Origin of the sequence: Bacillus sp. DE0042 (genome assembly GCF_007680225.1) — a bacterium.
GTDB classification, from domain to species: domain Bacteria; phylum Bacillota; class Bacilli; order Bacillales; family Bacillaceae_G; genus Bacillus_A; species Bacillus_A wiedmannii.
Map to the genome: position 1 here is coordinate 13253 of NZ_VEJP01000014.1, position 25267 is coordinate 38519.

General features: G+C 36.2%; 24 protein-coding genes and 2 tRNA genes. All 26 read left to right on the top strand.

Annotated elements, in window-relative coordinates:
* Positions 1 to 101: 101 nt before the first annotated feature.
* Positions 102 to 362: a biofilm formation stimulator Veg gene (gene veg, locus FS802_RS29410; RefSeq protein ID WP_000044349.1), complete on the top strand. Its 261-nt coding sequence runs from the start codon at positions 102 to 104 to the stop codon at positions 360 to 362.
* Between the two features lie 91 nt (positions 363 to 453).
* Entirely contained in the window at positions 454 to 633 is a 180-nt protein-coding gene (gene sspF, locus FS802_RS29415; protein WP_001985066.1) for an acid-soluble spore protein SspF, read from the top strand.
* A gap of 196 nt (positions 634 to 829) precedes the next feature.
* Positions 830 to 1699: a 4-(cytidine 5'-diphospho)-2-C-methyl-D-erythritol kinase gene (gene ispE / locus FS802_RS29420; RefSeq protein ID WP_000772096.1), complete on the top strand. Its 870-nt coding sequence runs from the start codon at positions 830 to 832 to the stop codon at positions 1697 to 1699.
* A gap of 54 nt (positions 1700 to 1753) precedes the next feature.
* Positions 1754 to 2602, top strand: coding sequence for a pur operon repressor (gene purR / locus FS802_RS29425; RefSeq protein WP_000702481.1), 849 nt, complete (start codon positions 1754 to 1756; stop codon positions 2600 to 2602).
* 124 nt (positions 2603 to 2726) lie between these two features.
* A complete protein-coding gene (locus FS802_RS29430) occupies positions 2727 to 3101 on the top strand; it encodes a RidA family protein (RefSeq protein ID WP_144525657.1) in 375 nt (124 codons plus the stop codon).
* Between the two features lie 152 nt (positions 3102 to 3253).
* The gene (gene spoVG / locus FS802_RS29435; protein ID WP_000454042.1) at positions 3254 to 3547 is read left to right on the top strand and encodes a septation regulator SpoVG; all 294 of its coding nucleotides are present in this window, start codon (positions 3254 to 3256) and stop codon (positions 3545 to 3547) included.
* A gap of 325 nt (positions 3548 to 3872) precedes the next feature.
* Positions 3873 to 5252 (top strand): bifunctional UDP-N-acetylglucosamine diphosphorylase/glucosamine-1-phosphate N-acetyltransferase GlmU, encoded by a 1380-nt coding sequence (gene glmU / locus FS802_RS29440; RefSeq protein ID WP_000071047.1) that lies wholly within the window; start codon positions 3873 to 3875, stop codon positions 5250 to 5252.
* A gap of 18 nt (positions 5253 to 5270) precedes the next feature.
* The gene (locus tag FS802_RS29445; protein ID WP_000107420.1) at positions 5271 to 6224 is read left to right on the top strand and encodes a ribose-phosphate diphosphokinase; all 954 of its coding nucleotides are present in this window, start codon (positions 5271 to 5273) and stop codon (positions 6222 to 6224) included.
* Positions 6225 to 6296: 72 nt separating this feature from the next.
* A complete protein-coding gene (gene pth, locus FS802_RS29450) occupies positions 6297 to 6857 on the top strand; it encodes an aminoacyl-tRNA hydrolase (RefSeq protein ID WP_078183735.1) in 561 nt (186 codons plus the stop codon).
* A gap of 70 nt (positions 6858 to 6927) precedes the next feature.
* Entirely contained in the window at positions 6928 to 7152 is a 225-nt protein-coding gene (locus FS802_RS29455) for an anti-sigma-F factor Fin family protein (protein ID WP_000399441.1), read from the top strand.
* A 105-nt stretch (positions 7153 to 7257) separates the two neighbouring features.
* The gene (mfd, locus tag FS802_RS29460) at positions 7258 to 10788 is read left to right on the top strand and encodes a transcription-repair coupling factor (RefSeq protein WP_064475156.1); all 3531 of its coding nucleotides are present in this window, start codon (positions 7258 to 7260) and stop codon (positions 10786 to 10788) included.
* Between the two features lie 136 nt (positions 10789 to 10924).
* Positions 10925 to 11461: a stage V sporulation protein T gene (gene spoVT, locus FS802_RS29465; protein WP_000648312.1), complete on the top strand. Its 537-nt coding sequence runs from the start codon at positions 10925 to 10927 to the stop codon at positions 11459 to 11461.
* Between the two features lie 232 nt (positions 11462 to 11693).
* The gene (locus FS802_RS29470; RefSeq protein WP_000444149.1) at positions 11694 to 13295 is read left to right on the top strand and encodes a putative polysaccharide biosynthesis protein; all 1602 of its coding nucleotides are present in this window, start codon (positions 11694 to 11696) and stop codon (positions 13293 to 13295) included.
* Positions 13296 to 13307: 12 nt separating this feature from the next.
* Positions 13308 to 14768, top strand: coding sequence for a bifunctional methyltransferase/pyrophosphohydrolase YabN (gene yabN, locus FS802_RS29475; protein WP_098655261.1), 1461 nt, complete (start codon positions 13308 to 13310; stop codon positions 14766 to 14768).
* 14 nt (positions 14769 to 14782) lie between these two features.
* Positions 14783 to 15058, top strand: coding sequence for an RNA-binding S4 domain-containing protein (locus FS802_RS29480; RefSeq protein ID WP_001234878.1), 276 nt, complete (start codon positions 14783 to 14785; stop codon positions 15056 to 15058).
* Positions 15059 to 15116: 58 nt separating this feature from the next.
* Positions 15117 to 15425 (top strand): sporulation protein YabP, encoded by a 309-nt coding sequence (gene yabP / locus FS802_RS29485; RefSeq protein ID WP_001059106.1) that lies wholly within the window; start codon positions 15117 to 15119, stop codon positions 15423 to 15425.
* Positions 15422 to 16075, top strand: a complete 654-nt coding sequence (gene yabQ / locus FS802_RS29490) for a spore cortex biosynthesis protein YabQ (RefSeq protein WP_000059766.1) — start codon at positions 15422 to 15424, stop codon at positions 16073 to 16075. Before yabP ends, yabQ begins: the two co-directional genes overlap by 4 nt.
* Complete coding sequence (gene divIC, locus FS802_RS29495; RefSeq protein WP_001208737.1) at positions 16072 to 16431, top strand: cell division protein DivIC; 360 nt, start codon at positions 16072 to 16074, stop codon at positions 16429 to 16431. Before yabQ ends, divIC begins: the two co-directional genes overlap by 4 nt.
* An 87-nt stretch (positions 16432 to 16518) precedes the next feature.
* Complete coding sequence (locus FS802_RS29500; RefSeq protein ID WP_000021454.1) at positions 16519 to 17007, top strand: S1 domain-containing RNA-binding protein; 489 nt, start codon at positions 16519 to 16521, stop codon at positions 17005 to 17007.
* 160 nt (positions 17008 to 17167) lie between these two features.
* Positions 17168 to 17241, top strand: a tRNA-Met gene (locus FS802_RS29505).
* Positions 17242 to 17254: 13 nt separating this feature from the next.
* Positions 17255 to 17326: transfer RNA gene (locus tag FS802_RS29510), tRNA-Glu, on the top strand.
* 260 nt (positions 17327 to 17586) lie between these two features.
* Positions 17587 to 20058: a stage II sporulation protein E gene (gene spoIIE, locus FS802_RS29515; RefSeq protein ID WP_001123525.1), complete on the top strand. Its 2472-nt coding sequence runs from the start codon at positions 17587 to 17589 to the stop codon at positions 20056 to 20058.
* 233 nt (positions 20059 to 20291) lie between these two features.
* Positions 20292 to 21722, top strand: coding sequence for a tRNA lysidine(34) synthetase TilS (gene tilS, locus FS802_RS29520; RefSeq protein WP_000655444.1), 1431 nt, complete (start codon positions 20292 to 20294; stop codon positions 21720 to 21722).
* Positions 21719 to 22261 (top strand): hypoxanthine phosphoribosyltransferase, encoded by a 543-nt coding sequence (gene hpt / locus FS802_RS29525; RefSeq protein WP_000981845.1) that lies wholly within the window; start codon positions 21719 to 21721, stop codon positions 22259 to 22261. Before tilS ends, hpt begins: the two co-directional genes overlap by 4 nt.
* An 85-nt stretch (positions 22262 to 22346) precedes the next feature.
* Positions 22347 to 24248, top strand: coding sequence for an ATP-dependent zinc metalloprotease FtsH (gene ftsH, locus FS802_RS29530; RefSeq protein ID WP_001079657.1), 1902 nt, complete (start codon positions 22347 to 22349; stop codon positions 24246 to 24248).
* Positions 24249 to 24472: 224 nt separating this feature from the next.
* On the top strand, positions 24473 to 25261 hold the full coding sequence (locus FS802_RS29535) for a type III pantothenate kinase (RefSeq protein ID WP_000578367.1): 789 nt from the start codon (positions 24473 to 24475) through the stop codon (positions 25259 to 25261).
* Positions 25262 to 25267: the final 6 nt, after the last annotated feature.

The window sequence follows — 25267 nt, forward strand, 5'->3', positions numbered from 1 at the left end:
CTTTTATAATGATATTGTCTGTGAGTTGCGGTTAATAATTGGGATAGATATATCGTGTTTTAAGTGTTCAATCTAAATTACAGCGAGGTGTAACGAAGTATATGTCAAAACGTTTAGATGAAATTAAAAGCGAATTAGATCACCATCTTGGACAGAGACTGATGTTAAAGGCAAATAGTGGGAGAAGAAAAACAGTAGAGCAATCAGGTGTACTTGCAGAAACGTACCGTTCTGTTTTTGTTGTACAATTGGATCAGCAAGAAGATGCGTTACAACGTGTATCATATAGCTATGCGGATGTTTTAACAGAGACAGTAGAGTTAACGTTTTATGGTGAACCTCATAATGAAGTGATTTTATAATTCATGTATCGTTACATATATTCCCACAAATGAAAAGCTATATTATTTTGCATACTAATTATACCGTAGCAAAATAAGGAGGGACTCTGCATTGAGTAGACGAAGAGGTGTCATGTCAAATCAATTTAAAGAAGAGCTTGCAAAAGAGCTAGGCTTTTATGATGTTGTTCAGAAAGAAGGCTGGGGCGGAATTCGTGCGAAAGATGCTGGTAACATGGTGAAACGTGCTATAGAAATTGCAGAACAGCAATTAATGAAACAAAACCAGTAGTTGTAAGATACTTTCTATGCTACGGTAGCCGAGGAGTGATTCCTCGGCTTTTTGTACTCGAAAAGGTGCCATCATTTTACATAAGTAGTTTCATTCTGAATGCTTTTCGTTATAATTAGGGAAGTGTCATCGTCTTACTATAAATTTATGGTAAAATAAACGATAAAAGATTGAGTACATAGAGTGGGTGAATAGATTGAAGCTACTAGTGAAAGCACCAGCAAAGATTAATCTGTCGTTAGATGTACTGGGAAAAAGACAAGACGGATATCATGAAGTGAAAATGATTATGACAACAATTGATTTAGCGGATCGTTTAGAACTAATGGAATTAGCAGAAGACCGTATTGAAATTTTATCTCATAATCGGTATGTCCCAGACGACCAAAGAAATTTAGCTTATCAAGCAGCGAAATTATTAAAAGAGAAGTTTAATGTAAAAAAAGGCGTATCTATTACTATTGAAAAAACGATTCCAGTAGCAGCTGGATTAGCAGGTGGAAGTAGTGATGCAGCAGCGACATTACGTGGCCTTAATAAATTATGGAATTTAGGGCTTACAATTGATCAGTTAGCAGAGCTTGGCGCAAAAATAGGATCAGATGTATCGTTTTGTGTATATGGTGGGACAGCAATTGCCACTGGAAGAGGAGAGCAAATTGAGCACATAAAAACTCCGCCTTCTTGTTGGGTTATTTTAGCAAAACCCCATATTGGTGTATCTACTGCTGATGTGTATGGAAATTTAAAGTTAAATCGAGTTACACATCCAAATGTAGATAAAATGGTTAACGTCATAAATGCTGGGGACTACAAAGGGATTTGTGATACTGTTGGTAATGTTTTAGAAGATGTAACGTTTGCGATGCATCCTGAAGTTGCACGTATTAAGGCACAGATGAAGCGATTTGGGGCGGATGCTGTATTAATGAGTGGAAGTGGCCCAACTGTATTTGGTCTTGTGCATCATGATTCGCGAATGCATCGTATATATAATGGATTAAAAGGATTTTGTGAACAAGTATACGCAGTACGTTTATTAGGAGAGCGAGAAACGCTTGAATAAAGACGTATAATACGTTATGATTTGTTTAGAATATTCGTGATTTGAGGTGAGAGTATGAAAATTAGACGAAGTACAAGATTAGTCGATATGACGTATTACTTGTTACAAAACCCTCGTCAGCTAGTTTCTCTCACTTTTTTTGCTGAAAGGTATCAATCAGCTAAGTCTTCCATTAGTGAAGATTTAGTTATTATTAAGCAAACGTTTGAACAACAAGGGGTCGGCACATTGCAAACGGTACCAGGAGCAGCAGGAGGAGTGAAATATATACCATATATAAGTGAGGAAGAGGCAGATCTAATTATTGGTGAGCTTTGTAGCTTATTTGAAAACCCAGATCGTATTTTGCCTGGTGGTTACTTATATATGACAGATCTTTTAAGTAATCCTCGCCATATTAATGGCGCAGGTCGTTTGTTTGCTTCTGTTTTTGCTAGGCAACCAATTGATGCGGTTATGACGGTGGCAACGAAGGGGATTCCACTTGCTTATGCGGTGGCAAATTACTTAGATGTACCGGTAGTAATTGCAAGGAAAGATAATAAGGTAACAGAAGGCCCAACTGTTAGTATTAACTATGTATCAGGTTCTTCTAAGCGAATTCAAACAATGACGTTAGCAAAGCGTAGCCTTCCAGAGGGATCAAATGTTTTAATTATTGATGACTTCATGAAAGCTGGCGGGACAATTCAAGGTATGATGAGTATGTTAGAAGAGTTTAAGGCTAATGTTGTTGGTATTGGTGTATTAGTAGAATCCACGGATATTGAAGAACGACTAATTAATAATTTTGTATCATTAATTCGTCTATCAGAAGTTGATGTGAAAGAAAAAGCGATTCAAGTGGAAAAGGGAAATTATTCACTGGCACCATTTGATGAAGGGCTTGTAGAGGCTGAGTAAAAAGGTAAAGCAGATCGCTTTATCTTTTTTTTATTCTGTTTATAAATTATAAAATAGATGGACAAACTGCTTTTCGTGCACTATTTTTAAAGAGTAAAAATAAATAATAAAAGGGTGAAAAAATATGAAAGTTGTTCAAACAAGCAATGCACCACAAGCAATTGGACCATATTCACAAGGGATTATTGTAAATAATATGTTTTACAGTTCAGGACAAATTCCGTTAACTGCAAGTGGAGAGCTTGTAGCAGGAGACGTGACAGTACAAACAGAGCAAGTATTTCAAAATTTACAAGCTGTATTAGAAGAAGTAGGTGCTTCATTTGATACAGTAGTAAAAACAACAGTATTCTTAAAAGATATGGATGATTTTAATGCTGTTAATGAAGTATACGGCTCTTATTTCTCTACTCATAAGCCAGCTCGTTCTTGTGTACAAGTAGCAAAATTACCGAAAGATGTTTCAATTGAAATCGAAGTAATTGCCCTAGTTAAGTAATCTTTTGTAAGCGATAACCTCCACTAATCTCTATATTCAATTAAATTAAAAATTTTTATCTTAAAAATTTTTAAAAAATTAAAGGGAAAATAGAAATTTTGTGGAATTTATACAAATATATCGCTTATTTAGAAAAGGGTGGTGAACACAAGATGGAAGTGACTGACGTAAGATTACGCCGCGTAAACACAGAAGGCCGCATGAGAGCAATTGCCTCTATTACTCTAGACCATGAATTTGTTGTTCATGATATTCGTGTAATTGATGGTAATAATGGATTATTTGTAGCAATGCCAAGTAAACGTACTCCAGATGGAGAATTCCGTGACATTGCACATCCAATTAATTCTAATACACGCTCTAAAATTCAAGATGCGGTTTTAACAGAGTATCATCGTTTAGGCGAGTTAGAAGAGGTTGAGTTTGAAGAAGCGGGTGCTTCGTAAAATTCGAATGAAAAGGGCTTTTTAAAGAAATCCCTATAATTTTGCAACAAACTCCTGTAAGCATTTACAGGGGTTTGTTTTTTTTTGTGGTTTTATCTATTTTTTTGCACGGAAAATTCTGAATTCTTTAAAGTGAAGAGGAAAACTTCTAATTTTTTCAAAATCATTTTAAATAGTATAGCTTATTTCTTAAAAAAGATACTAAAGAGTAAAACATCGTATAAGAATTATGGTAAAATTTAATAGTTAAAATGTGTTTCTTGAAATATATGATGATTTAGGATAATATCGTTAATGGATAAATAGGTTGCGATGGAGGGTCTATATGTCAAACAGATTTGCAGTGATTCTAGCTGCAGGCAAAGGCACACGTATGAAGTCTAAGCTATACAAAGTGCTTCATCCTGTATGTGGAAAACCTATGGTACAACATGTTGTCGATCAAGTAACGCAATTAGGATTGCAGAAACTTGTAACAGTCGTAGGACATGGTGCTGAAATGGTACAAGAACAGCTAGGAAACGTAAGTGAGTTTGCATTACAAGCAGAACAACTTGGTACAGCACATGCTGTAGATCAAGCTGCAAGTGTACTTGCAAACGAAGAAGGAACAACTTTAGTTATTTGTGGTGATACGCCGCTAATAACTGCTGAAACGATGGAATCATTGCTTCAGCAACATAAAGAGGCAGGGGCAATGGCAACGGTGCTAACAGCTTACATAGAAGAACCTGCTGGATATGGTCGTATCGTTCGTAATGAGAATGGTCATGTTGAAAAGATTGTTGAGCATAAGGATGCAAATGATAAAGAATTAGCTATTAAAGAAATCAATACAGGTACGTATTGTTTTGATAATAAAGCTTTATTCGCCTCACTTTCTAAAGTTTCAAATGATAACGTACAAGGTGAATATTACCTGCCAGATGTTATTGAGATTTTAAAAAATGAAGGTCATATCGTATCAGCTTATCAAACAGAGCACTTCGATGAAACGTTAGGTGTTAACGACAGAGTCGCTCTATCGCAAGCGGAAATTATTATGAAAAACCGTATCAACCGAAAGAACATGGTAAATGGTGTTACAATTATTGATCCAAGTAACACGTATATTTCTGCTGATGCGATTATCGGTAGTGATACAGTTCTTCATCCAGGAACAATTATTGAGGGGAATACTGTAATTGGTTCTGATTGTGAAATTGGACCGCATACAGTAATTCGCGATAGTGAAATTGGAGATCGTACGACAATTCGTCAATCTACTGTACATGATAGTAAACTTGGTACAGAAGTATCGGTTGGTCCATTTGCACATATTCGCCCAGATTCAGTTATTGGAGATGAAGTACGCGTTGGAAACTTCGTGGAAATCAAAAAAACTGTTTTTGGTAATAGAAGTAAAGCTTCACACTTAAGTTATATCGGGGATGCACAAGTTGGAGAAGACGTGAATCTTGGTTGTGGTTCAATTACGGTGAACTATGACGGTAAGAATAAATTCAAAACTGTGATTGGTAACGGGGTATTTATTGGATGTAATTCAAACCTTGTTGCTCCTGTAACAGTTGAAGATGGTGCTTATGTGGCGGCAGGCTCTACAATTACAGAGAATGTTCCATCAAAAGCATTATCTGTAGCACGTGCACGTCAAGTTAACAAAGAAGACTATGTTGATCAATTGCTGAATAAGAAAAAATCATAATGTGGAGGGTTAATCTAGATGTCGACTCAATATCTAAATTCTAATTTGAAAGTATTCTCTTTAAACTCTAATAAGGAACTTGCTGAGCAAATTGCAAAGCACATTGGAGTAGGACTAGGAAAATGTTCTGTTGATCGTTTTAGTGATGGAGAAGTTCAAATTAACATTGAAGAAAGTATCCGTGGTTGCGATGTATTCATTATTCAATCTACAAGCTTCCCAGTAAACGAACATATCATGGAATTACTTATTATGATCGATGCATTAAAGCGTGCATCTGCAAAAACAATTAATATTGTTATTCCTTACTATGGTTATGCGCGTCAAGACCGTAAAGCGCGTTCTCGTGAACCAATTACATCGAAACTTGTAGCAAACTTGCTTGAAACAGCAGGTGCAACTCGTGTAATCACTCTAGATTTACATGCTCCACAAATTCAAGGGTTCTTTGATATCCCAATCGACCACCTAATGGGTGTACCGATCCTTTCAGATTACTTTGAAACAAAAGGTCTTAAAGATATCGTAATCGTGTCACCTGACCACGGTGGGGTAACTCGTGCTAGAAAAATGGCAGATCGTCTAAAAGCACCAATCGCTATTATTGATAAGCGTCGCCCTCGTCCGAACGTATCAGAGGTAATGAACATTATCGGTAATATTGAAGGTAAAACAGCAATTTTAATTGATGACATCATTGATACAGCTGGTACAATTACATTAGCAGCAAACGCTCTTGTTGAGAACGGTGCTTCTGAAGTATATGCTTGCTGTACACACCCAGTATTATCTGGTCCAGCAATTGAGCGTATCCAAAACTCAAATATTAAAGAGTTAGTTGTAACAAACTCTATCGTATTACCAGAAGAGAAGAAAATCGACAAAGTACATGAACTTTCAGTTGCTCCACTAATCGGAGAAGCAATCATTCGTGTATACGAAGAAGAATCTGTAAGTGTATTATTCAATTAATTGGATAGAATGAGACGTAACCAAGATTGGTTACGTCTTTTCGTATCGAAAAAAGAAAGTAGTGGTACAAGAATGAAATTGATAGTAGGACTTGGGAACCCGGGTAGAGAATATGAATTAACAAGGCATAATATTGGATTTATGGCGATTGATGAACTTGCAAAGCGTTGGAATATTTCTTTAAATGAACAAAAATTTAAAGGAATATTTGGTGCAGGATTTGTTAATGGAGAAAAAGTAATCTTATTAAAGCCACTTACATATATGAATTTATCTGGGGAAAGTATTCGACCACTCATGGATTACTATAAAATTGATGTTGAAGACTTCGTTGTTCTGTACGATGATTTAGACATCCCTGTAGGTAAATTACGCCTTCGTATGAAAGGTAGTGCTGGTGGACATAATGGTGTGAAATCAACAATTTCACATTTAGGAACACAAGAGTTTCAACGTATCCGCATGGGAATTGATCGTCCGAAAAATGGCATGAAGGTAGTAGATTACGTATTAGGACGTTTTACATCGGAAGAAATTCCTGATGTGAGTCATTCTATTGAAAAAGCAGCGGATGCATGTGAAGAATGGTTAAATAAACCTTTTCTTCAAATCATGAATACCTTCAATAGTTAAGGGTATGATTGGGAATATTTTGTCTTGTTTTTACCCATACTAGTAGTAATTGGATTTTTAGGAGGCTAGTATGGAAGGTTATTATTATTGCAGACATTGCGGGAGTAATGTAGGCTCCGTTACTGCAGAAAAAGTGTATAGCGACGTTTTATTTCAACTAACAGAGCAAGAAGTAGTAGAGATGATTCATTTTCATGAGAATGGAAATATATATATAAAAACGATTTGTGAATCGTGTCAAGAAACGCTCGCATCTTATCCTGAGTATTATGAATATGAAAAATTTCTGCAATAAAATGTTGTCGCTTTGGCGTGTCCAAAGCATTTTTCTGTTTTCTTTTTCCAAAATATTTGCATAAAATATAGTGGCTTGCTCTTTATGTTGAGAGGGGTTTTGAAAATGATAGGTTTATTAGAGCAATTTTATAAAAATGAAGAGATCCAATCGGTTATTAATGGACTAGAAGATGGTTTAAAAGAACAACTTGTATCAGGTATGGCAACCTCTTCTCGTTCGTTATTAATGGCGGCCTTATATAAAAAAACAAAAAAATCACAACTTATTGTGACGCATAATTTATATCAAGCACAAAAAGTGCATGAAGATTTAGTGGCGTTACTTGGTGAAAAAGATGTGTGGTTATACCCAGTAAATGAATTGATAGCATCAGAAATTGGTGTTGCAAGCCCAGAATTGAAGGCGCAACGTATTGAAGTATTGAATCGTTTAGCGGCAGGAGAAAACGGGATTATTGTAGCGCCAGTTGCAGGACTACGTAGATTTTTACCAATGAAAGAGTTGTGGAAGCAAAGGCAAATCGAAATCAATCTAGGGCAAGAGATTGATTTAGATACATTCTTGCATACTTTACATCATATTGGTTATGAGCGTAAGTCGATGGTAGAAGCTCCTGGGGAATTCAGTTTGCGCGGGGGAATATTAGATATTTACCCATTAACTGAAGAGTTACCATTTCGTATTGAATTTTTCGATACAGAAGTTGATTCTATTCGATTATTTGATGTGGATGAACAGCGCTCTCAAGATAAAAAAGAAAGTGTTAGATTTGGTCCAGCAACAGAGTTTTTATTTTCACAGGAAGAATTGAAGTCGGGAATTGAGCATCTTGAGGAAGGCTTGACTAAGACGATGCAAAAACTTTCCGATGATAAATTGAAGACTACAGTGCTTGAAACGGTAAGTCATGAAATTGAGATGTTAAAAAACGGGCAAAGTATAGAACAGATGTTTAAATATTTATCTATTTTCTATAAAGAACCTGCTAGTCTGATAGATTATTTACCAGAAGATGGTATTGTGGTTTTAGATGAGATTTCCCGTATTCAAGAAACAGCATCACATCTTGAAACAGAAGAGGCGGAGTGGTATATATCACTTCTTGGTGAGGGAATAATTATTCAAGATTTATCTTTCTCACACTCGTTTGAGGAATTTCTTCATCATAAAAAAAGAAGTTTTGTGTATTTAACGTTATTCTTACGCCATATAGCACATACACATCCACAAAACATTGTGAATGTGACATGTAAAACAATGCAAGATTTCCATGGGCAGATGCAGTTGTTGAAAACTGAAATTGATAGATGGAACGAAGGGCATTTTACGACTGTTGTGCTCGGCACAGATGATGAACGTGTAAAAAAACTACAACATATTTTAAGTGATTATGATATTGAGGCAGATATCGTAGAGGGCACAGATATATTATTGCCTGGAAGGTTACAAATTGCTGTAGGTGATTTACACGCAGGATTTGAAATGCCGATGCAAAAGCTTGTTGTTATTACTGAAAAAGAGCTTTTTCATAAGAAAGTTAAAAAATCACAACGTAAGCAGAAGTTATCTAATGCTGAACGTATTAAAAGTTATTCGGAATTAAAAGTTGGAGATTATGTAGTTCATGTAAATCATGGTATAGGTAAATTCTTAGGTATCGAGACACTAGAGATTAATGGTGTTCATAAAGATTACTTGAATATTAAATATCAAGGTAATGATAAGTTATACGTTCCAATTGAACAAATTGACCAAGTGCAGAAATATGTAGGATCTGAAGGTAAGGATCCAAAAGTTTATAAATTGGGCGGAAATGATTGGAAAAAGGTTAAAACGAAAGTTGAAAAATCTGTACAAGACATTGCGGATGACCTAATTAAACTATATGCTGAGCGCGAAGCCTCAAAGGGTTATGCATATACACCAGATACGGCAGAACAACAAGAATTTGAATCTTCTTTCCCATATCAAGAGACAGAGGATCAATTACGTTCTATTGAAGAGATTAAGAAAGATATGGAACGTGGACGTCCGATGGATAGGCTTCTTTGTGGTGATGTAGGATATGGAAAGACGGAAGTAGCTATCCGTGCGGCATTTAAGGCAATTATGGATGAAAAACAAGTTGCAATTTTAGTGCCGACAACGATCCTTGCACAACAACACTATGAAACAATTCGAGAGCGTTTTCAAGATTATCCAATCAATATAGGATTATTAAGTAGATTCCGTACGAGAAAACAGCAAAATGAAACAATTAAAGGCTTAAAAGATGGTACGGTAGATATCGTAATCGGAACGCATCGTATTTTATCTAAAGATGTTACTTATAAAGATTTAGGTCTTCTTATTATTGATGAAGAACAAAGGTTTGGTGTAACGCATAAAGAAAAAATTAAACAATTAAAAGCAAATGTTGACGTGTTAACATTAACGGCAACTCCGATTCCGCGTACACTCCATATGTCTATGCTTGGTGTGCGTGACTTATCTGTTATTGAGACACCACCAGAAAATCGTTTCCCAGTCCAAACGTATGTAGTAGAGTATAATCCAGCGTTAATGCGAGAAGCGATAGAACGAGAGCTTGCAAGAGGTGGGCAAATTTACTTCCTATATAATCGTGTGGAGGATATCGAAAGAAAAGCAGATGAAATTTCGATGTTAGTTCCAGACGCGCGTGTAACTTATGCGCATGGGAAAATGAACGAAGGTGAATTAGAGTCTGTTATGCTATCGTTTTTAGAAGGGCAGCATGATGTTCTTGTAAGTACAACAATTATTGAGACGGGTGTAGATATTCCGAATGTAAATACGTTAATTGTATTTGATGCAGATCGTATGGGACTATCGCAGCTGTATCAGCTTCGTGGTCGTGTTGGACGTTCTAATCGTGTTGCATATGCATACTTTGCATACAAACGAGATAAAGTGTTATCAGAAGTTGCAGAGAGGCGTCTGCAAGCCATTAAAGAGTTCACAGAGCTTGGGTCAGGTTTCAAAATTGCGATGAGAGACTTATCCATTCGTGGTGCAGGTAACTTGTTAGGAGCCGAACAGCATGGATTTATTGATTCTGTCGGATTTGATCTATATTCTCAAATGTTAAAAGATGCAATTGAACAGCGTAGAGGAACAGATGGGGTTGAAAATACAGTTAATGTTGAAATTGATTTAGAAGTAGATGCATATTTACCAGATGCTTATATTTCAGATAGTAAACAAAAGATTATGATGTATAAACAGTTTAGAGGTGTTTCTGCAATTGAGGATATTGAAGAGTTGCAGGAAGAGATGATAGATAGATTTGGTGATTACCCGCAAGAAGTTGGTTACTTATTGCAAATTGCAAATATTAAAGTATTGGCAATGAAAGAACAAATTGAGTTAATTAAGCAAAATAAATTTGAAGTGACAATTCTGTTCTCAGAACAAGCAAGTCAAAATATTGATGGCGGAAAATTATTCATGCTTGGAAATAGTTTTGGACGTATGATTGGTCTAGGAATGGAAGGATCGCAATTGAAAATCGTTATGAAAACAAATGGTTTAGAGACATCGAAGTGGTTAACAATTGCTGAAAATTTATTAAAAGGCCTACCAGATGTAAAAAAAGAAGTCATAAATGCCTAATATAAGATAAAAAAATACAATTCGGCGTGCATAGAAGAACTAATGTGTAAAATACTATGTCTAACAGTTGGTGATTTTTACATGAACAGGTAAATTCACCACTTTGATCATCAGTAGAAAGTGAGGCAGCATTAGAATGAAAGCAACTGGAATCGTACGTCGAATTGATGATTTAGGTAGGGTAGTAATCCCGAAGGAAATTCGTAGAACTTTACGTATTCGAGAAGGAGACCCACTAGAAATATTTGTTGATCGCGATGGAGAAGTGATTTTGAAAAAATATTCTCCAATTAGTGAACTAGGTAATTTTGCAAAGGAATATACGGAAGCTTTATACGATAGCTTAGGACATAATGTGCTTGTATGCGATCGTGATTCTATTATCGCAGTAGCAGGTGTATCTAAAAAAGAATACTTAAATAAAAGTGTTGGCGATTTAATTGAGAAGACAATGGAAGAGCGTAAGTCTGTAATTATGACAGATGAAAGCGAAATTTCAATTATTGATGGAGTAACAGAAAAAGTGAGTTCCTATACAATTGGCCCGATTGTTGCGAATGGGGATCCAATTGGAGCTGTTGTTATCTTCTCTAAAGAGGCTATTATAAGTGAAGTAGAGCATAAGTCAGTAAATACAGCTGCAAGCTTTTTAGCGAAACAAATGGAGCAGTAAGGCTATATGGAATTTTAGAAGTAGCAATCTTTCCTAATTATGATATTTCTTCTTGAGAAATCAAATATTTGGAGATATATGTATATTGAATGAAGGTAGCGCTTTGCTACCTTTTTTCGTTGAACATTTCTATCGTTGCGCGAACGTATTATTACTCGTGTAGGCAAGGAAGCTTGTCCTTTTCTTTATGATATAATACGAGGGGTGAGAATAGAAAAAGGAGTTTTCTTGTATGGAATCGAAGAAGTATCAAGCCTTTTGGCGTGGGGCTATTATATTAACAATCGCAAGTTTTGTTACAAAGGTATTAAGCGCTTTTTACCGTATTCCATATCAAAATATAGCGGGTGATATTGGTTTTTATATTTACCAACAAATTTATCCGTTTTATGGATTTTGTTTAATTTTAGCTACTTATGGGTTCCCCATTATAATTTCAAAAATGGTTGCGGAACGATTAGAGCGAGGGAAACAACAAGAAGCAGAAGAAATTATCTGTGTATCTTTTTGGTTTTTATTAGGAATTGGTTTCGTAGGCTTTTTTACATTGTTTTTTGGTGCCGAAGCAATTGCAACAGCCATGGGCGATATACACTTAGATAAGTTATTACGTGTTATTTCATTTTCATTCATATTGATGCCGTTTTTATCTGTAGCAAGAGGATATTTTCAGGGATTCAATAATATGATGCCAACAGCTGTTTCGCAAGTGATAGAACAAACGATTCGTGTTTCTATTATTGTATTTTTATCTCTATTCCTAATTGCTCGCGGATTTGATTTATATACAGTCGGTGCAGGTGCTATGTTAGGTTCAATCGCAGGTGGACTGATTGGGATTATCGTACTTGTACTTTATATGCGTCATGACTTTCGTTCTATATTTTTCAAGAGTGTAAAGAGAATTAAGGGAAAAAAGAGGATCATTAAAATTCTGTTTTGGCAGGGATTGGCGATTTGTGTTAGTAACTTAGTACTTATTTTTATACAAATGGCTGATTCTATTTCCTTCTATTCCTTACTTATTGGGGCAGGAGAGCAAGCTGAAAGTGCAAAGGTATTAAAAGGTGTTTATGACAGAAGTATCCCGCTTATGCAATTAGGTACTGTCGTGACAACTTCTTTCTCATTGTCGCTTATTCCAATTATTACAGCGGCGAAGGAAAGAGGAGATCTTTCCTTTATTCGAGAAAAGGTAAAGTTAGCAATGAAAATAACATTTGTTATTGGATTTGCAGCTGCCATTGGATTAACTTGTATTATTCAGCCTACGAATATTATGTTGTTTGAAAATAGTGATGGGTCAGATGTTTTATCCATTTTATCTTTATCTATTTTATTTAGTTCATTGTCGATTACAACTGCGTCTATTTTGCAGGGGTTAGGACAAACATTAAAACCAGCAATATTCGTTATATTTGGGGGTTGTTTAAAGTTAGCTTTAAATTATACATTAATGCCGTATTTTGGTGTGAAGGGAGCTGCAATTGCAACACTAGTTGCGTTAATTGTAATTTCTGTGCTAAATAGTGCATTACTTATGCAAGCTGTATCCGAATCGCTTATCGATAAGCGGAATATGTTAGGTGTAGTTATTAGTGGTATCGGTATGGGGTTTGTATTAATAATATTTATACGTGTGATGCAACTGTCTGGATTAGTAATTGATACAAGGCATAGAGGAATTGCAACACTTGAGGCATTGTTAGGTGTAGCTATCGGTGGATTAACATATGTGTTTTTAATTTTAAAATTACGTGTATTTACAAAAGCGGAAATAGGAACCGTTATGAAAAAAGAGAAAAAAGAAGGTTCATTGAAGAAGAGTGGATAGAGGTGGCAGGTTGTGAGTGGAATCATTACTATTTTAGGATTAGGTGCTGGTGAGTTAGATCAGTTAACGATGGGTGTATATCGAAAAATAAAAGAAGCAGATCACATGTTTGTTAGAACGAAGGAACATCCCGTTATAGAAGAGTTGGAGAAAGAAGGTATACAATATACAGCCTTTGACGATGTATATGAAGCGCATGATACATTTGAAATTGTATATGAAACAATCGCGAATACATTGCTAGAACAAGCTGAAGGCACAGAAATCATCTATGCCGTGCCAGGGCATCCGCTTGTAGCGGAAAGAACGGTTCAGCTATTGTTGGAAAAAGGCGAAGTAGCGAATGTTGAAGTGCGCATTGAAGGTGGACAAAGTTTCCTTGATCCTATGTTTGCGAGTTTAAAGATTGATCCGATTGAAGGATTCCAATTAATTGACGCCACATCATTTGAAAGAGGACAATTAGAATTACGTCAACATTTAATCTTTTGCCAAGTATATGACGCATTCGTTGCATCTGATGTGAAATTAACATTAATGGAGATGCTATCAGATGATAATGAAGTGTATATTGTAACAGCTGCAGGGACTTCATTTGAACAAGTTAAAAAGGTGCCGTTGTACATGTTAGATCATGAAACAGAGTTGAACAATTTAACGAGTGTATATGTACCACCAGTTAAAGAACGTGCGTCCTTGTATCAACAGTTTGATGTGCTTAGAGAAATTATTGCAGACCTTCGTGGACCGAATGGTTGTCCGTGGGATAAAAAGCAAACACATCAATCTTTAAAGAAGTATTTAATTGAGGAAGCTTATGAAGTGTTGGAAGCGATTGATGAAGAGGATGATGATCACTTAGTAGAAGAACTGGGTGATATATTATTACAAGTTATGTTGCATGCTCAAATTGGGGAGGACGAAGGTTGGTTCTCTATAGATGATATTATTCGAACTTTATCTGAGAAAATGGTTCGCCGCCATCCGCATGTATTTGGGAATACGGATGTAAATAATGCTGATGAAGTAATTGCCAATTGGGAAGAAATTAAAAAACAAGAAAAAGGATTCGTGAAAGAATCTGTTTTAAATGGGGTTCCAAAAAGTTTGCCACAATTACTACGCGCCTATGAAATCCAGAAAAAAGCTGGCAAAGTTGGTTTCGATTGGGTTGATGTACAACCGATGATAGAGAAAGCCTTAGAAGAATGGCAAGAGTTCCAGCAAGAAGTTACAAATATGGATGAGGCGAAAATGTTAGGTGAATTTGGCGATTTACTATTTGCGTTTGTGAATATAGCTCGTCATTATAAAATAGATCCCGAAGAGGCGTTACGTTCAACGAATGAGAAATTCGTCGGTCGTTTCTTATACATGGAAGAAAAGGTAGCTGAAATGAATAAAGAGATGCAAGATTTATCATTAGAGCAGTTAGATGTTTTATGGGAAGAGGCAAAACAAACAGAGCGTTAATAGGGGGATTTGATATGCGTCTAGATAAGTTTTTAAAAGTATCACGTTTAATTAAAAGAAGAACATTAGCGAAAGAAGTAGCTGATCAAGGAAGAATATCAATTAATGGTCAAGTGGCAAAAGCGAGTTCAGATGTGAAAGTAGCTGATGAATTAACAATTCGTTTTGGTCAAAAAATAGTAACTGTAAAAATAAACGAATTGAAAGAAACGACTAAAAAAGAAGATGCAACAAATATGTATAGTTTAGTTCGTGAAGAAAAAGTAAAGGCTGAAGAAGGCTTGTTCTAAAATCAATTATCCCTTCATACATTACTATTAGCTAGTATAAATCTATGGGGGGATTTACGTGAATAATGGTTACTCACCTACGTCTTCTAATCAACAAAATGTTTCGGTAGAGCATGATATTATTATGCGTGGCAGGCGTGTAATTGATATTACCGGTGTAAAGCAGGTAGAGAGTTTTGATAGCGAGGAGTTTTTACTTGAGACCGTAATGGGTTTTTTAACAATTCGTGGTCAAAATTTGCAAATGAAAAATTTAGATGTAGAAAAAGGTGTTGTATCGATTAAAGGGAAAGTTCATGAGATGCTGTATATTGATGAGAATCAAGGGGAGAAAACTAAAGGATTCTTTAGTAAGTTGTTTAAATGAGCCTAACAATTCAGTTGTATACGATGCTCTCAATGATCGGAATGGGTGCTTGGATTGGAGCGTCTTTAGATACATACCAACGATTTTTAAAGCGGCAAGAACGTAAACGTTGGCTTGTATTTATACATGATATACTATTTTGGATTGTCCAAGCATTATTCGTTTTTTATGTATTGCTTCTTGTAAATGAAGCTGAACTACGTATATATGTATTTTTGGCATTATTATGTGGTTTTGCGGCATATCAAAGCTTATTGAAAGCAATATACATGAGACTGTTAAATTTTCTCATCTATATTTTTATGCGAACAACACACTTTTTTGTTCAAATTATAAAGCTACTCATGATAAAACCTGTTATTATTATAGCGCAGCTATTTATTGCATTTATATTATTCTTATTTCGTATACTGCTTTCAATTGGACATGTGTTATGGAAAATGGTGATTTGGATATTACTTTTCATATGGAAAGTTTTTTTCTGGCCTGTTCGATTTATTGCTTCGCTCATATGGAAACTTCTCCCTAATCGTGTTAAACTTTTTATAATGAAACATGTAGGGTTCCTGCAATATATAGCAAAATTGAAGGGACACATCTTCCAATTATGGGAGCGTATAAAAAAGAAGTTAGGGGGACCTCGGAAATGAGGGAACTGAGACAAAGAACAATCGAAAAACAGAGTCCAAATCCTGTTAAAGAGCATATAATACAAACGGATGAGAACAGGAAGCGACTTTATCGCCGTTTAGCGGTTTTTCTTGTCTTTGCTTTTACAATTATTGCGAGTATTAGTGTAACGTTTTATCAACAAAACAGTTCCATTAGAGCAAAAGAAGCAAAAGTTAAGGACATGAAAAAAGAACTGGATTCATTAACGAATAAAGAAAAAAGTCTAAAAGACGAAGTTCAAAAGTTAAATGATGAAGAGTACGTATTAAAGATTGCTAGAAGGGATTATTTCTTCTCTGGAAAAGGGGAGATAATTTTTCCTGTTTCTAAGTAGAGTATGTCTTATTGACACTATATTTTAGGATTATATATAATAAAGTAAAATTTGACTTTTTAACCACTAAGGAGGAGCATTTTTTTTATGTCAATCGAGGTAGGCAGCAAGTTACAGGGTAAAGTAACAGGTATTACAAATTTTGGGGCTTTTGTGGAGCTGCCAGAAGGCTTAACGGGTCTTGTTCATATTAGTGAAGTTGCTGATAATTATGTGAAAGATATTAACGATCACTTAAAAGTGGGCGACCAAGTAGAAGTAAAAGTTATTAACGTTGAAAAAGATGGTAAGATCGGTCTATCTATTAAAAAAGCGAAAGAGCGCGAAAAAACAGAAGGAGATCGTCCACGTGGTGAATACCAACGCGGTGGCGGTGGCGATCAACAACGTTCTGGACGTCCACAACGTAATCGTTCTTTCAACAGAGATAACCGTGGCGGCGGTAACGAACGAGCTCCAAAAGAAACATTCGAGCAAAAGATGGCACGTTTCTTAAAGGACAGTGAAGATCGTTTAACTTCTTTAAAGCGTAACACAGAATCTAAACGTGGTGGCCGTGGCGCACGTCGCGGATAATAAGAACGTTTAATTCTTAGCATATAGAGAGGTACCCAGGGCGATTGCTCGGGGTGCTTTTTTATATGTGAAAATATATTTTTAAAAAAGTTTTCAAGATGTGTTGACTTTAAAATATATCTGAGGTAAGATACTAATTGTCCGTTAAATAAGACGACATGGCGGTGTAGCTCAGCTGGCTAGAGCGTACGGTTCATACCCGTGAGGTCGGGGGTTCGATCCCCTCCGCCGCTATATTTAATTTAACGGCCCGTTGGTCAAGTGGTTAAGACACCGCCCTTTCACGGCGGTAACACGGGTTCGAATCCCGTACGGGTCATCCTAAAAAGATCATGCAAATTTGCATGATCTTTTTTTATTAAATAAATTAAGACATACAACACTTCTACAAAATCACCCTATATTTTCTGAATGTTCAATTAAAGTAGTGAGAATAAATTACATACCGTGTATATATGTAGAGTTATTTCGAATAAAAAGTCGAACGATTATAAAAGTGAAAACTGTTGTTTTGACAAAAATCCCAATAATCATCTTTTATAATGACAGTAATTAAACTATGCAGGTGGTGTTAAAAATATGCCTAAAGCAGGAAGGAATACTATGAATACAAGTGCATTGGCAATAAATGAGAGTCAGCTTGGAGCAGTAAAGTGGACGAGTAAGTTGCGAATGAAGTTTGAACAGGTTTTCTTTAGATGGGGATTTATTATTGTTGTTATTGGTTTTCTTTTGGGACGAGCATATATATTAACAAACATTTTACCGTTTGCACTGCCGTTTTTTGCTGCTGTTTATGTTATGAAGCGGGATAAAATGCCGCTCGCGTTCTTGGCTCTTATGGGGGGCGCCCTTTCAGTTTCGATAGATAATTTATTCTTTACCTTTGCATCTATTTTTACATTCTTCATTTATAATATCTTCTTTAGTCGGTTTACACGTAAAACTGTTGGACTTGTTCCATTCCAAGTATTTATCTCCGCATTAACCGCACATTTAGTTGTCGTATATTTCGCGCAACAAACTGTCACCATGTACGATTTACTCGTTAGTACGATTGAGGCAGGGCTTAGCTTCGTATTAACTATGATATTTTTACAAAGTGTTCCGCTTTTAGTGGAACGAAAAGGTAAGCAACAAGCGCTAGAGACAGAAGAAATCGTTTGTTTAATTATATTACTAGCATCTGTTTTAACAGGTACAACAGATTGGTTTGTATATGACGCTTCTATTCAACATATTTTTACTAGGTATTTAGTGCTTGTGTTTGCATTTATCGCGGGGGCTGCTACAGGATCTACAGTGGGGGTCGTCACTGGATTAATATTAAGTTTAGCGAATGTCTCCAGTTTGTCTCAACTTAGTCTACTTGCTTTTTCTGGGTTGCTTGGTGGTTTGTTAAAAGAAGGGAAGCGTTTAGGTGTTAGTTTAGGTTTATTAATTGGGACAAGCTTGATTACGCTATATGTAGATAAGCAAACAAACATTGTGACAACTTTAATTGAATCTGGTGTGGCGATTGTGTTCTTCTTATTAACACCGAAACTTGTTATGGATCGTATTGCTAAATTCATGCCAGGCACACAGGAACATTCGCAAGATCAACAACAGTATTTAAGAAGGATGCGTGATGTTACAGCGAATAAAATTAATCAATTTGCCAATGTATTTGCTGCTTTATCCAATAGCTTTTCTGTATATGGATATGTGGAGGAGGACGATAAAGAGACAGAGGCGGATTTGTTCTTAAGTACAATTACTGCAAAAACATGTCAAACATGCTTTAAAAAGGACCAATGCTGGGTAGTTAATTTCGACAAAACGTACGATTATATGAAACAAATAATGAGTGAAACGGAAGAGGGGACGTTGCAGCATAATCGGAAGTTAGTTCGTGAATGGGACAAGCATTGTGTGAGAGGGAAGAAAGTGACGGATTTAGTAGCGGGTGAATTAGATCACTTCTATGAAGGACAAAAATTACGAAAACAAATGAAAGAAAACCGTAGAATAGTAGCGGAGCAACTATTAGGTGTATCAAAAGTTATGGAGGATTTTGCTAAGGAGATCCAAAGAGAACGAGAAAATCATCAAGTGCAGGAAGAACAGATTATGCAAGCGTTTCGTGATTTTGGCGTAGAAGTAGAGCATGTTGATATATATTGTTTAGATAGAGGAAGTATTGATATTGAAATGTTGATTCCAGTTGCATCTAATGAACATGGAGAATGTGAAAAGTTAGTTGCGCCGATGCTTTCTGACATTCTAAAGGAAAATATTGTTGTTAAACATGAAGAAAAATCTTCTTATCCGAACGGCCACAGCTTAATATCATTTGGTTCGGCAAAAACGTATTCTCTTGATACTGGGTTGGCCACAGCTGCAAAAGGCGGTGGGTTTGTTTCTGGTGACTCTTATGCGATGATGGATTTAAGTGTTGGTAAATATGCACTTGCAATTAGTGATGGTATGGGAAATGGGCAAAGAGCTCATATGGAGAGTAAAGAAACGGTAAAATTATTACAAAAAATACTTCAATCAGGCATTGATGAGGAAATAGCGATTAAATCTATCAATTCTATTCTTTCTTTAAGAACAACAGAAGAGATGTTTACGACGTTAGATTTAGCTATGGTGGATTTGCGGGATGCGAGTGCGAAATTTTTAAAGATTGGATCGACGCCGAGTTTTGTTAAACGCGCGAATAATATTTTGAAAATTGAGGCAAGTAATTTGCCGATGGGGATTATTGAGGATGTTGAAGTTGATGTAGTAGGTGAACAATTAAAAACGGGCGATATCCTTATTATGATGAGCGATGGGATTTTCGAGGGAGCGCAACATGTAGAAAATCATGAACTATGGATGAAACGAAAAATTAAAGAATTACAAACCGAAGATCCGCAAGAAATTGCTGATATCATTATGGAAGAGGTGATTCGCTCTTGTGATGGTTATATAAATGACGATATGACTATCGTTGTGGCGAAAGTGAAGAAAAATATGCCGAAGTGGGCTACGATTCCAATTGTAGGAATGCAGGCACAATAAATTTTAAGTGTGATGTTTCTTTATCACTGTTTCTTTCTAAAAACCTAGGTGGATGCCTAGGTTTTTTTACTTTAAAAGATAATGTTATTATTTTTGTGAATATGTACGGATGATGTAAGATAAAAATGTAATTTTTGTATATCTTTTTTTTGCACAATGTTTGTAAAAGTTGTACCATTATAAACAAGGTAACTAACGTTGCTGTTCTTGTTTAATGAAAGGTGATTACGAAGTTGAAAGATACATTTGTTGAAAAGGTAGATGACTTTGTAAAGCAGCATGATGTATTAAAGGAACGTTCAACAATTGTTGTAGGGGTTTCTGGTGGTCCTGATTCTTTGGCTCTTCTATATTATTTGTTAGAAAAAAGAGCAGCAAAACAGTTCGAAATTGTAGTGGCACATGTGGACCATATGTTTAGAGGTGATGAATCTCATGAGGACCTACAGTTTGTGCAGGATCTTTGTAAAGGGCTGGGAGTTATTTGCGAAACGATAAGGATTAATGTGTCGCAATATCAACAGCAACATGGAATGAATGCACAGGTTGCTGCTAGAGAATGCAGATATGCATTTTTGGAAAGAATAATGAAGAAATATGATGCGAGATATGTAGCTCTTGGACATCATGGTGATGATCAAGTAGAGACGATTTTAATGCGCCTTGTACGAGGGAGTACTCCGAAAGGATATGCAGGAATTGCAGTGAAGCGTCCTTTTCATAATGGATATTTAATTAGGCCGTTACTTGGAGTAACGAAGGAAGAGATTGTTGATTACTGTAATAAGCTAAAAATAATTCCCCGTATAGATCCAAGTAATAAAAAGGAAGTATATACAAGGAATCGATTACGTAAATATGTTCTTCCTCATTTGAAAGAAGAAAATTCACAAGTGCATGAGAAATTCCAAAAATTTAGCATGCAGATGCAAGAGGATGAGGCGTATTTGCAGGAATTAGCTTTTGAGAAAATGAATAAAGTAATTACAAAAAAAAGTGATAAACAAATTAGCTTATCAATTCCTGCCTTTGAATCCATGTCTATGCCTTTACAAAGAAGAGGGATTCAACTAATATTAAACTATCTTTATGAATATAAGATTCCATCTTCTCTTTCCTCTATACATATTGACAAAGTGATCGAGTTTTTTAAGCGGACACAACCTTCGGGTTCACTTGATTTCCCAGGTGATTTAAAAATTGTTCGTGCATACGAGGAGTGCAGCTTTGGATTTAAACAAGAAATTGTTTCTCCTTTTTTACAAGATTTATCAGTGCCCGGGACAATTACGCTATCGAACGGGGATAAGCTTGTAACAGAGGTGAGCGAAGATATACCGAGTAACATGAATGAAACAGTATTTGTTGCTAAGTATAATGATATATCATATCCACTTCGTATTCGTTCTAGAGAAAATGGAGATCGCATGTCAATACAAGGTATGAATGGCACAAAAAAGATAAAAACTATTTTTATTGAAGCAAAAGTACCAAGAGAAAAAAGAGAAGAATGGCCGGTCGTTTGTGATGCAAGTGGGAATATTATTTGGGTACCCTTGTTGAAGCGATCTGCATTTGCTATCTCGAAAGAGACGGCAAAGAAGGATAAATATATGATTATTCACTACAAAAGCAAGGAGTCTTCCGGGAGGATAATGAAATGATGAATCAAGATATCGAAAAAGTATTAATTTCTGAAGAACAAATACAAGAAAAGGTGCGCGAATTAGGTGCGGTTATTGCAGAGGATTATAAAAATACAATACCTCTTGCGATTGGTGTATTAAAGGGCGCAATGCCATTCATGGCAGATTTATTAAAGAGAACAGATACATATCTTGAAATGGATTTTATGGCTGTATCTAGTTACGGTCACTCTACTGTTTCAACAGGCGAAGTGAAAATTTTAAAAGACCTTGATACTTCTGTAGAGGGTCGCGATATTTTAATCGTTGAAGATATTATTGATAGCGGTCTTACGCTAAGTTACTTAGTAGACCTATTCAAATATCGTAAAGCGAAGTCTGTAAAAATTGTTACGTTATTAGATAAGCCGACAGGCCGTAAGGTAGATTTGAAAGCGGATTATGTTGGGTTTACTGTTCCACATGAATTTGTTGTAGGGTATGGATTAGATTATAAAGAGCAGTACCGTAATCTTCCTTATGTAGGAGTATTAAAACCAAGTGTTTACTCAAATTAATTAAATACAGGCGTCACAATTGTATAGGAAAGTTTTTCTATGTTACGATTTACTATAGTGTTTATGCCGTGAGAGGAGGTTAGGAATGAATCGTATCTTCCGTAATACCATCTTTTATTTACTGATATTCCTAGTAGTAATTGGAATCGTGAGCTATTTTAATGGTTCGACACAAAAAACGACATCAGTTAGCTACGATAAATTCATTACTAAACTAGAAAAAGGTGAAGTGCGTAATGTGCAACTTCAACCGAAAAATGGTGTATTTGAGGTAAAAGGACAATTTAACAACTCTAGCCAAGGAGAGCAATTTGTTACTTATGCACCAAATACTGAGGAATTACAAAAGAAAATTAATGACAAAGCGCAAGGTGCTGAAGTTAAGTATCAACCAGCAGAAGAAACAAGTGCTTGGGTAACGTTCTTTACTTCTATCATTCCGTTTGTCATTATCTTCATTTTATTCTTCTTCTTATTAAACCAGGCTCAGGGCGGCGGTAGCCGTGTTATGAACTTCGGGAAAAGTAAGGCGAAGTTATATAATGACGAAAAGAAAAAAGTTCGTTTCAGAGATGTTGCTGGAGCGGATGAAGAGAAACAAGAGCTTGTTGAGGTAGTTGAATTCTTGAAAGATCCTCGTAAGTTCGCTGAAGTTGGTGCCCGTATTCCGAAGGGTGTTCTATTAGTAGGACCTCCAGGTACAGGTAAAACTTTACTAGCACGTGCCGTTGCAGGTGAGGCAGGCGTTCCATTCTTCTCTATCAGTGGTTCTGATTTCGTAGAGATGTTCGTCGGTGTCGGTGCATCACGTGTACGTGATTTATTCGAAAATGCAAAGAAAAATGCTCCTTGTATCATTTTCATTGATGAAATTGATGCAGTAGGACGTCAACGTGGCGCAGGTCTTGGTGGTGGCCATGATGAGCGTGAGCAAACGTTGAACCAATTACTTGTTGAAATGGATGGATTCGGTGCAAACGAAGGTATTATTATCATCGCTGCAACAAACCGTCCTGATATTCTTGATCCAGCGTTATTACGTCCAGGTCGTTTTGACCGTCAAATTACAGTAGATCGTCCAGATGTAAATGGCCGTGAAGCTGTGCTGAAAGTACATGCTCGTAATAAACCGCTTGATGATCATATCAACTTAAGAGCAATTGCAACTCGTACACCAGGGTTCTCTGGTGCGGATCTTGAAAACTTATTAAACGAAGCTGCTTTAGTGGCTGCGCGTCAAGATAAGAAGAAAATTGATATGAGTGATATTGATGAAGCAACGGATCGTGTTATTGCAGGTCCAGCTAAGAAAAGTCGTGTTATCTCTGAAAAAGAACGTAATATCGTTGCATTCCATGAAGCTGGCCATACTGTAATTGGTGTTGTCCTTGATGAAGCAGATATCGTTCATAAAGTAACAATTGTCCCTCGTGGTCAAGCTGGTGGATATGCAGTAATGCTTCCGAAAGAAGATCGTTACTTCATGACAAAACCAGAGTTACTTGATAAAATCACTGGTTTACTTGGTGGTCGAGTAGCTGAAGAGATTGTGTTTGGTGAAGCAAGTACAGGTGCTCACAACGACTTCCAACGTGCGACTGGTATTGCAAGACGTATGGTTACGGAATTCGGTATGAGTGATAAGCTTGGACCGATGCAATTCGGTAGCTCACAAGGTGGTCAAGTGTTCTTAGGAAGAGACTTCCATTCAGAACAAAACTACAGTGATGCAATTGCACATGAAATCGATGTGGAAATGCAAACTATTATAAAAGAATGTTATGCTCGCGCGAAACAAATTCTTACTGAAAAACGTGATAAGCTAGATATTATTGCGAAAACGTTACTTGAAGTAGAAACGTTAGATGCAGAGCAAATCAATCATTTATATGATTACGGCAGATTGCCAGAGCGTCCAACATCTTCAGATGATGTGAAAGTAAACATCAATATGAAGAAGGACGATGAAGAATCAGAAGATAAGTAAGAGATGAAGGAGTGACGATGGTCACTCCTTTTTTTATTTGTGGAACGAAATGAAGTAGAAAAAAATTTAAGTAAATCTGGTATTAAAAATTGAAATAGAGTGTAATCTTTTTGTAAAATGATGAGGATAGAAAAGCTGATTATATAAGTATGTGTGATATGATGTTTTTATAAGTTTTATACATATTGCACAAATATAGATTAAATAAGATAAGTGGTGAGAATATGATTTTTGTATTGGATGTAGGGAACACAAATGCTGTGCTAGGCGTGTTTGAAGAGGGGGAACTTCGTCAACATTGGCGCATGGAAACAGATCGTCATAAGACAGAAGATGAATATGGAATGCTTGTAAAGCAGTTGCTTGAGCATGAAGGTCTTTCGTTTGAAGATGTGAAAGGTATTATCGTGTCTTCAGTCGTACCACCAATTATGTTTGCTTTAGAGCGCATGTGTGAGAAGTATTTTAAAATTAAACCGCTTGTAGTAGGTCCTGGAATAAAAACGGGGCTAAATATTAAATATGAAAATCCACGTGAAGTAGGCGCGGACCGAATTGTAAATGCAGTAGCAGGAATCCACTTATATGGAAGTCCGCTTATTATTGTCGATTTCGGTACGGCTACTACATATTGTTATATTAACGAAGAAAAGCATTATATGGGTGGAGTTATTACGCCGGGAATTATGATTTCAGCAGAGGCTTTATATAGTAGAGCGGCAAAACTTCCTCGTATTGAAATTACAAAACCAAGCAGTGTTGTTGGAAAGAATACGGTAAGTGCGATGCAATCTGGTATTCTTTATGGTTATGTTGGACAAGTGGAAGGTATTGTTAAGCGTATGAAAGAGGAAGCTAAACAAGAACCGAAAGTTATCGCAACAGGTGGATTGGCGAAATTAATTTCAGAAGAATCGAATGTAATTGACGTTGTAGATCCATTTTTAACATTAAAGGGTTTGTATATGTTATACGAGCGTAATGCAAATTTACAGCATGAGAAAGGTGAATAAATGAGT

Bases quoted from the DNA above. Each gene is read 5' to 3' on its own strand.
- veg (WP_000044349.1), top strand. From the start codon at position 102: ATGTCAAAACGTTTAGATGAAATTAAAAGCGAATTAGATCACCATCTT.
- purR (WP_000702481.1), top strand. From the start codon at position 1,754: ATGAAAATTAGACGAAGTACAAGATTAGTCGATATGACGTATTACTTG.
- FS802_RS29430 (WP_144525657.1), top strand. From the start codon at position 2,727: ATGAAAGTTGTTCAAACAAGCAATGCACCACAAGCAATTGGACCATAT.
- spoVG (WP_000454042.1), top strand. From the start codon at position 3,254: ATGGAAGTGACTGACGTAAGATTACGCCGCGTAAACACAGAAGGCCGC.
- glmU (WP_000071047.1), top strand. From the start codon at position 3,873: ATGTCAAACAGATTTGCAGTGATTCTAGCTGCAGGCAAAGGCACACGT.
- FS802_RS29445 (WP_000107420.1), top strand. From the start codon at position 5,271: ATGTCGACTCAATATCTAAATTCTAATTTGAAAGTATTCTCTTTAAAC.
- pth (WP_078183735.1), top strand. From the start codon at position 6,297: ATGAAATTGATAGTAGGACTTGGGAACCCGGGTAGAGAATATGAATTA.
- FS802_RS29455 (WP_000399441.1), top strand. From the start codon at position 6,928: ATGGAAGGTTATTATTATTGCAGACATTGCGGGAGTAATGTAGGCTCC.
- mfd (WP_064475156.1), top strand. From the start codon at position 7,258: ATGATAGGTTTATTAGAGCAATTTTATAAAAATGAAGAGATCCAATCG.
- spoVT (WP_000648312.1), top strand. From the start codon at position 10,925: ATGAAAGCAACTGGAATCGTACGTCGAATTGATGATTTAGGTAGGGTA.
- FS802_RS29470 (WP_000444149.1), top strand. From the start codon at position 11,694: ATGGAATCGAAGAAGTATCAAGCCTTTTGGCGTGGGGCTATTATATTA.
- FS802_RS29480 (WP_001234878.1), top strand. From the start codon at position 14,783: ATGCGTCTAGATAAGTTTTTAAAAGTATCACGTTTAATTAAAAGAAGA.
- yabQ (WP_000059766.1), top strand. From the start codon at position 15,422: ATGAGCCTAACAATTCAGTTGTATACGATGCTCTCAATGATCGGAATG.
- divIC (WP_001208737.1), top strand. From the start codon at position 16,072: ATGAGGGAACTGAGACAAAGAACAATCGAAAAACAGAGTCCAAATCCT.
- FS802_RS29500 (WP_000021454.1), top strand. From the start codon at position 16,519: ATGTCAATCGAGGTAGGCAGCAAGTTACAGGGTAAAGTAACAGGTATT.
- spoIIE (WP_001123525.1), top strand. From the start codon at position 17,587: ATGCCTAAAGCAGGAAGGAATACTATGAATACAAGTGCATTGGCAATA.
- hpt (WP_000981845.1), top strand. From the start codon at position 21,719: ATGATGAATCAAGATATCGAAAAAGTATTAATTTCTGAAGAACAAATA.
- ftsH (WP_001079657.1), top strand. From the start codon at position 22,347: ATGAATCGTATCTTCCGTAATACCATCTTTTATTTACTGATATTCCTA.
- FS802_RS29535 (WP_000578367.1), top strand. From the start codon at position 24,473: ATGATTTTTGTATTGGATGTAGGGAACACAAATGCTGTGCTAGGCGTG.